Origin of the sequence: Synechococcus sp. R8-2, assembly GCF_047461715.1 — a bacterium.
Lineage (GTDB): Bacteria > Cyanobacteriota > Cyanobacteriia > Thermostichales > Thermostichaceae > Thermostichus.
Genome location: NZ_JANSHQ010000130.1, coordinates 1 through 6661, shown reverse-complemented (window position 1 = coordinate 6661; position 6661 = coordinate 1). Strand labels below are relative to the sequence as shown.

The 6661-nt window shown below is 54.6% G+C and carries 7 protein-coding genes; 6 read left to right on the top strand and 1 reads right to left on the bottom strand.

Annotation, left to right across the window (positions count from 1 at the left end):
- Positions 1-529, bottom strand: a 529-nt coding sequence (gene rplI, locus NW819_RS03750) for a 50S ribosomal protein L9 (RefSeq protein WP_414412928.1), incomplete at its 3' end; no start/stop codon positions are given.
- A gap of 449 nt (positions 530-978) precedes the next feature.
- Between rplI and pstS the strand changes: the two genes are divergently transcribed.
- The 6 genes from pstS to NW819_RS03720 all read left to right on the top strand — a co-directional run bounded on the left by pstS (position 979) and on the right by NW819_RS03720 (position 6256).
- Complete coding sequence (pstS, locus tag NW819_RS03745; RefSeq protein WP_414412927.1) at positions 979-2055, top strand: phosphate ABC transporter substrate-binding protein PstS; 1077 nt, start codon at positions 979-981, stop codon at positions 2053-2055.
- Between the two features lie 63 nt (positions 2056-2118).
- Positions 2119-3057 (top strand): phosphate ABC transporter permease subunit PstC, encoded by a 939-nt coding sequence (gene pstC / locus NW819_RS03740; protein WP_414412926.1) that lies wholly within the window; start codon positions 2119-2121, stop codon positions 3055-3057.
- 6 nt (positions 3058-3063) lie between these two features.
- Complete coding sequence (pstA, locus tag NW819_RS03735) at positions 3064-3954, top strand: phosphate ABC transporter permease PstA (protein ID WP_414407471.1); 891 nt, start codon at positions 3064-3066, stop codon at positions 3952-3954.
- 82 nt (positions 3955-4036) lie between these two features.
- Positions 4037-4864 (top strand): phosphate ABC transporter ATP-binding protein PstB, encoded by an 828-nt coding sequence (gene pstB, locus NW819_RS03730; protein ID WP_414412925.1) that lies wholly within the window; start codon positions 4037-4039, stop codon positions 4862-4864.
- Between the two features lie 95 nt (positions 4865-4959).
- A complete protein-coding gene (locus NW819_RS03725; protein ID WP_414412924.1) occupies positions 4960-5787 on the top strand; it encodes a TlyA family RNA methyltransferase in 828 nt (275 codons plus the stop codon).
- A gap of 43 nt (positions 5788-5830) precedes the next feature.
- Entirely contained in the window at positions 5831-6256 is a 426-nt protein-coding gene (locus tag NW819_RS03720; RefSeq protein WP_011432703.1) for a hypothetical protein, read from the top strand.
- The last annotated feature ends 405 nt before the right edge of the window (positions 6257-6661 follow it).

The following is a 6661-nucleotide window of genomic DNA, read 5'->3' as shown; positions in this document are numbered from 1 at the left end:
GAATGTTGCGGCGGTCGATATCTAGACCGCTGGTAGCCAGCACCACCTCAGCAATATCGCTGGTGGTCACCTGCCCAAATAGGAGGTCGTGTTCTCCCACTTTCTTACGGATGACGAAGCGACCAATGGTCTCCAGAGCGGTCTTGTAGTTTTCCGCCCGTTGTTTTTCTGCCAGTTTACGAGCCGCTTCCTGCTCCAGACGCATCTGCTGCTCTTTCAATATGCCAGGGGTAACCCGCACCGCCATCTGCCGCGGGAAGAGGTAGTTGCGAGCATATCCGGGCTTGACGTTGACAATCTCTCCGGGCTTGCCCAGCCCTGGGATCGCCTGGCGCAGCACAACCTGCATGTTACGTTTCGACATTGGGAAGACACTTCTTTTCTCGACAGCCCTCCATTCTAGAGGCTCAGCAGGTTCATCGTCAGCCCAGAGTGCCATAGCCACCAGCCCGTCGGCATAGGGGATCCCTTCTCGGAGCTCATTGCCGATGAAGCTCTCTTGCCGCTCGCAACCCCGGTAGGAAGACAAGAAGCCACCTTGTTTCTAAACCAAAAATGCGGAAGGTTATTTGTTTCAGGAAATACTTAGCAGAGGGTATAGAGTGGCTGACACCGAAGGGGATCCCTTGAGGGGTTTGCAACATTTGGCGGATATCCCCAGAGATAACCTGGGCTTAACCTCGTTTTAACTAAAAACAACTGGCCTTTACGTTATAGTAGCTGCGCGGACTGGCGAAGTCTTCAATGGAGCGTTCCCGAGGGAACCCTGCGTGCTCAAAGGGATCCCTGGGATGTTGCGATCGGTTGAAGGCTTGTTGAGGATCGCAGGGTTAGCTTGAGGGTTGCCTCCAAGCTTCCAGGCGGTAGTGGCATACCCAGCCCGACGAGTTTTGATTGGGTTGGGTAAGGTTCTCGAGTGAAGTAGCCTTTTTTAGATCTGGGCTAGGATTTTATCTTCATCTGGGAGAGGAGATCTGTATGGTGACGTTGCACCCCTTGGAGCGTCGTTCTTTCCTGAAGTTTCTATCTGCCACTGTTGCCGGCTTTGCGGCCAGTCAGACGAATTGGCAGCGGGTGTTTGCTCGGCAGACCATCACCATCAATGGCGCTGGGGCGACCTTCCCGGCCCCCATCTATCAAACTTGGGCCCAAGAGTTTGGCAAGAAAAACCCTAACATCCAGGTCAACTATCAGTCTGTAGGAAGCGGTGCGGGTCGTCGGCAGTTTGTAGCCCGCACGGTCGATTTCGGTGCCAGTGACAGCGTGCCCCGTCCTGAAGAGATCAACCAAATTGAGAATGAGGCTAACCCTCCCAAAGGGATGGTTTCTGTACCCATGGTGGGCGGAGCGTTAGTTGCAGCGTACAACATTCCTGGGGTGGGCCCCGAAATCCGCCTTTCCCGCCTGGCACTGGCGAATATCTTCCTGGGCAAGATCAAGAACTGGAACGATCCCCTGCTGGCTGGCCTTAACCCACAGGTGACTTTCCCGAATTTGCCGATTACCGTCGTGCATCGCTCTGATGGAAGTGGTACCACCGATATCTTCACCACTCACCTCAACGCTATTAGCCCAGAGTGGAAGCAAAAGGTGGGTCGCGGCTCTTCGGTAAACTGGCCAACCGGCGTAGGGGCGCGTGGGAACGAAGGGGTTTCCGAGCAGATCAAGCAAATTCCTGGCTCGATTGGCTACGTGGAATTCGGCTTTGCCAAGCTCAACAACCTGAACATTGCCCGTCTGGAAAACCGGGCAGGCAAGTTTGTAACTCCCAACGTCGAGACGGAGAAAGCGGCGCTGGCCAGAATTCAGCTCGACGAGCGTTTGCTGGGGGTCGATCCGGATCCTATTGGGGAAGACTCTTACCCTATTGTGGGCTACACCTGGATCCTTGCCTACAAGGTTTACCCCAAAGCCGAGACTTCCAAGGCCGTTAAAGAGTTTCTCCGCTACGGCCTTACTGAGGGGCAGGCTTTCGCTGAGCAGTTGGGATATGTCCCTCTGCCGGAAGAAACGCGGCAAAAAGCTCTGGCTGCGCTGGAAGGCATTACCCCGTAAAAACTCTTACCAACCACTTCTGGCTTCAGGCGGATGAATACCTTTTTTTCTGACAGCAGTTCTATGTTTCGGCCTCGGCCGGTTTTCCAGCGCCGGCGCGACCAGGTTTTTATCTGGGCTACGCGGATTGCCGTGTTTTTCTCGGCCTTCCTGCTGCTCTGGATTGCTCTGGAGATCGGCATTCAGTCTTTGCCAGCTATCAGCAAGTTTGGACTGAGTTTCTTCTGGAGCACCACCTGGGATCCGGTCGAGGACGTCTATGGGGCCTGGCCACAGATCTACGGCACGCTAGTGACTTCTCTCATCGCTCTGATTGTGGGGGTTCCTTTTAGCTTTGGCATCTCTATTTTTCTGAGCGAGGATTTTCTTCCGAAGTCCTTGCGTCTGGCTCTGATCATTGTGGTTGAGCTGTTGGCGGCTATTCCCAGTGTGGTGTTCGGCATTTGGGGATTGTTTGTCTTCATCCCCTTCTTCCGCCCCGTTCAGATGTTCCTGTACGAGAACTTCAATTGGCTTCCCATTTTCAGCACACCACCGATTGGGCCGGGGATGCTGACGGCAGGGGTTGTCTTGGGGATCATGATCATCCCCATCATCACGGCCATCGCCAGAGAGGTTTTGGTGGCTGTTCCTCCTGAGCTGCGCGCGGCTGCCTATGCGATGGGGGCTACGCGATGGGAAGCCATTTTTGGAGTGGTACTACCGGCTGCGATTGGGGGTATGTTGGGGGCTGTGGTGCTGGGTTTGGGACGCGCCCTGGGCGAGACCATGGCGGTGGCAATGCTGATTGGCAATGCGCGGGGGATTAGAGTCTCGCTTTTGGCTCCTGCCAGCAACATCCCTGCATTGCTGGCCAGCGAGTTTGCAGAAGCAGCCGACGAGCAGATCTCGGCTCTGATGTATGCGGCTTTGATCTTGCTGGTCATTACGCTGGTGGTCAACATCATCGCTGAGCTGATGGTTCGTCAGGTCAAGTTTGCTTTGACGGCTTCTCGGGAGTAGAGGAACATGGCGACACAAGTGGCAGCACAGGCCAATTTATTCAAACGCAAAGTCAGATCCAAGCGCGTCGTGCTGGACTGGGTGATGACAGGCCTGATCTTTGCTTCCAGCATTTTTGCGATTTTTGTGCTCGCTTCCATCCTTTACTATGTTTTCGTCAATGGCATTGAGCGCTTCAATTGGCAGACCTTAACCCAGCTTCCTCCTCCTCCTGGCGATCAGGTAGGCGGCTTTGGCAACGCTGTGCTGGGAACGATCATTGTGGTATCGATTGCCATTACAATCACTTTCCCTATTGGTCTATTTGCTGCGATCTATCTCTCGGAGTTCGGCCAGAACAGTTCTACAGCATCATCTCTGCGTTTCATTATCAAAGTGCTGACGGGGGTTCCTTCCATCATCGCTGGCGTGTTCGCCTATGGGGTGCTGGTGCTTTCCACCAAGACCTTTTCTGCCCTTTCTGGCGGAGTAGCTCTATCGGTATTGACTTTGCCGATCATCATCCTCTCCTGCGAGGAGGCTCTGCGCTTGGTGCCGGCGGACACTCGGGCTGCCGCCTACGCCTTGGGAGCTTCGCGGGTGCAGACTGTGTTTCGGGTCGTTTTGCCAGCTGCTTTGCCGGTCGTTCTGACGGGAGTGACCTTGGCCATTGCCCGAGCAGCTGGGGAGACTGCACCTCTAATTTTTACTGCTCTGTTCAGCTTTCTATGGCCTGATGGTCTGCTGAAGCCAGTAGCCTCGTTGGCGGTGCTGATCTACAACTTTGCCATTGTTCCCTTCGAGAACCAGCAGAAAATTGCTTGGGGAGGAGCCTTGGCTTTGGTGATTCTGGTTTTGATCACCACGATCAGTTTCCGGCTGCTGCTGAGTCGTCGTCAGGAAACCATTACTATCTGATCTGGTTCTTCTGAGATTTTTGCCTCACTATTCTTCGATTTTGAGTTTGGGTTCTGAAGCAACGTCTACCTCTGGTATTCCTATGCGCCCTCCATTTCCCGGCACTCCTGATTCCTCTGAGAAGTCTGCCAAATTAACTGTTAAGCTGGAAACGCAAGCAGTCAGTGTTTACTACGGCTCTCATTTGGCGGTGAAGCAGGTTTCTCTGAAGATTCCCAAGAATCACATCACTGCTTTTATTGGCCCTTCCGGCTGCGGCAAGAGTACTTTGCTGCGCTGCTTTAACCGCATGAACGATCTGATCCCGGGGGCGAGAGTAGAGGGATCCGTCATTTTTCACGGGAAAAACATCTACGATCCCGATGTAGATCCTGCTGAAGTGCGGCGGCGAGTTGGCCTGGTGTTCCAAAAGCCCAACCCCTTCCCGAAGTCCATCTACGACAACATTGCCTTTGGGCCACGGATCAACGGCTACCAAGGAGACTTGGATGAGCTGGTAGAGCGCACATTGCGTCAGGCCGTCCTCTGGGATGAGGTGAAAGACAAGCTGAAGATGAGTGGGCTCTCCCTTTCGGGGGGACAGCAGCAGCGTCTTTGCATTGCCCGCACCTTGGCCATCCAGCCGGAGGTTATCCTGATGGACGAGCCTTGTGCCTCGTTGGATCCAATCTCCACGTTGCGCATTGAGGAGTTGCTCAAGGAACTGGGCCGTCGCTACACGATCATTATCGTTACCCACAACATGCAGCAGGCAGCGCGGGTCTCCGACTTTACCGCTTTCTTCAACACTGAAGTCGACGAAGAGGGGTTTCGCTACGGACGGCTGGTGGAGTTTAACCGCACTGAGAAAATCTTTAACTCTCCCGCCCATCGGGAAACGGAAGAGTACGTGAGCGGACGGTTCGGCTAATCTGCTGTTGGCGATCCCTCAATTCTGGTCAGTTGGGATCCCGCTCGCCTATTCTAATGGGCGGGAAGATCTATGCAAGGTGAGGCACCGGCGAGATGGCCAAGCGGGTGCGTCTGGATAGCTGGTTGGTGGAGCGCGGATATTTTTCCTCACGCCAGCAAGCGCAACGCTCCATTTTGGCAGGAGAAGTCTTTCTAAATGGGGTGCGGGCGGAAAAGCCTGGAACCTGGGTGAGCGGGGATCCAGCGGTGCAAGTCCAGTCTGGGCCTGCTTTTGTCTCACGGGGGGGAGAAAAGCTACAGGGGGCGCTGCAAACTTTTCCTGTTCAGGTGCAGGGTCGTATTTGTTTGGATGCGGGCATTTCCACAGGAGGTTTTACAGACTGCTTGTTGAAACGGGGAGCCCAGCGGGTCTACGGAGTGGATGTGGGCTATGGGCAACTGGCCTGGTCTTTGCGAACGGATGCGCGGGTGATCCTAAAGGAGCGGGCCAACTTGCGCCATCTGCAGCCGGAGGATCTGTACGGAAGCGAGGCACCTCCCCAGAGCTGGCCGGATTTGGCGGTGGTAGACCTGTCTTTTATTTCCCTGACTAAGGTGCTAGCTCCGCTGTGGAACCTGTTGCGTTTCCCACGGGAGGCGCTGTTGCTGGTGAAGCCCCAGTTTGAGGCGGGCCGAGACCAGGTGGGTAAAAAGGGGGTGGTACGGGATCCGGTTGTCCATGCCCGCGTGCTGGAGACGGTGATGCGCTCGGCCGTGGCCCAGGGTTGGCAGGTGCAAGGCTACACGTGGTCGCCCATTACCGGCTCTGCCGGCAATATCGAGTACTGGCTCTGGCTGGCCGAAGGAGAAGGGATCCCTCTCCCCAGCGGCAGTGCGCTACAACAGATGAGCGAGCAGGCAAGAGCGACCCTACACGGGTAGCTTGTCGATTTTGTCAATAGGTTGATGTGCTGGGTTGGGGGAGATGAGCCAAAAAATTGAAGAATTGTTTCAGGAAGGGATTCGGCGCTATGAATCCGGGGAAGCAGCCAAGACGTTAATTCCCTCTTTTGAGTCGATCTGTAAGGGATCCCCAAAGGCGGCGGCGGCTTGGACGTGCTTGTCCTGGCTCTACCTTCTGGAGGGGCAGGCGGAAAAAGCTCTGAAGGCCGCCCAGACTGCTGTGAAGTTGGATCCGGTGGATGCCCAGCCCCGTGTGAATCTGACCCTAGCCATGCTGGAGCTGAAAAAAACCGGGGTACGCCAGCAGGTGGAGGCCATTAAGCAAATCTTGGCACGGGATCCCGAGCAGATTGAGGGTGTCAAATCCAACCTGCAAGAGGGAGGGAACCGCCGTCCTGCTTGGCCCCACTTGAGCAAGATTTACAACTGGCTCTTTGAAGAAGATTAAGTGACCCTATTCCTGGTTTTGCAACAAGACTTTAGGAAAATCTAGAGCTTTTTATTTTAATCTACAACTCTTAGCGATGTTCTCATGGAGTTGGTGCTAAACTTCTTGTACCCAATAGCAATATGGGATCCATTTATCGATAGGGGTTAGCTCTCGTCGCTTCTCTTCCCCGGCCTCAGTTGATTGATGAGATTGAACTCCGGGCTGGCGCGAGATGCTTAGTTCGGCGGTGGCTGCACTTCATTATATTGCAGTGGTGTTGCACTGCCGCCGCTTCCATAGCCACTGAATCGAGTCCCGTTTTCCAACCTCACTTTTTTGACCCCTTTGACTGCAGATGGGAGGAACTTTAAGATGAACCGTCAGACCGTTTGGGTTAAGAGCGATACCCGAAACCACCAAGGC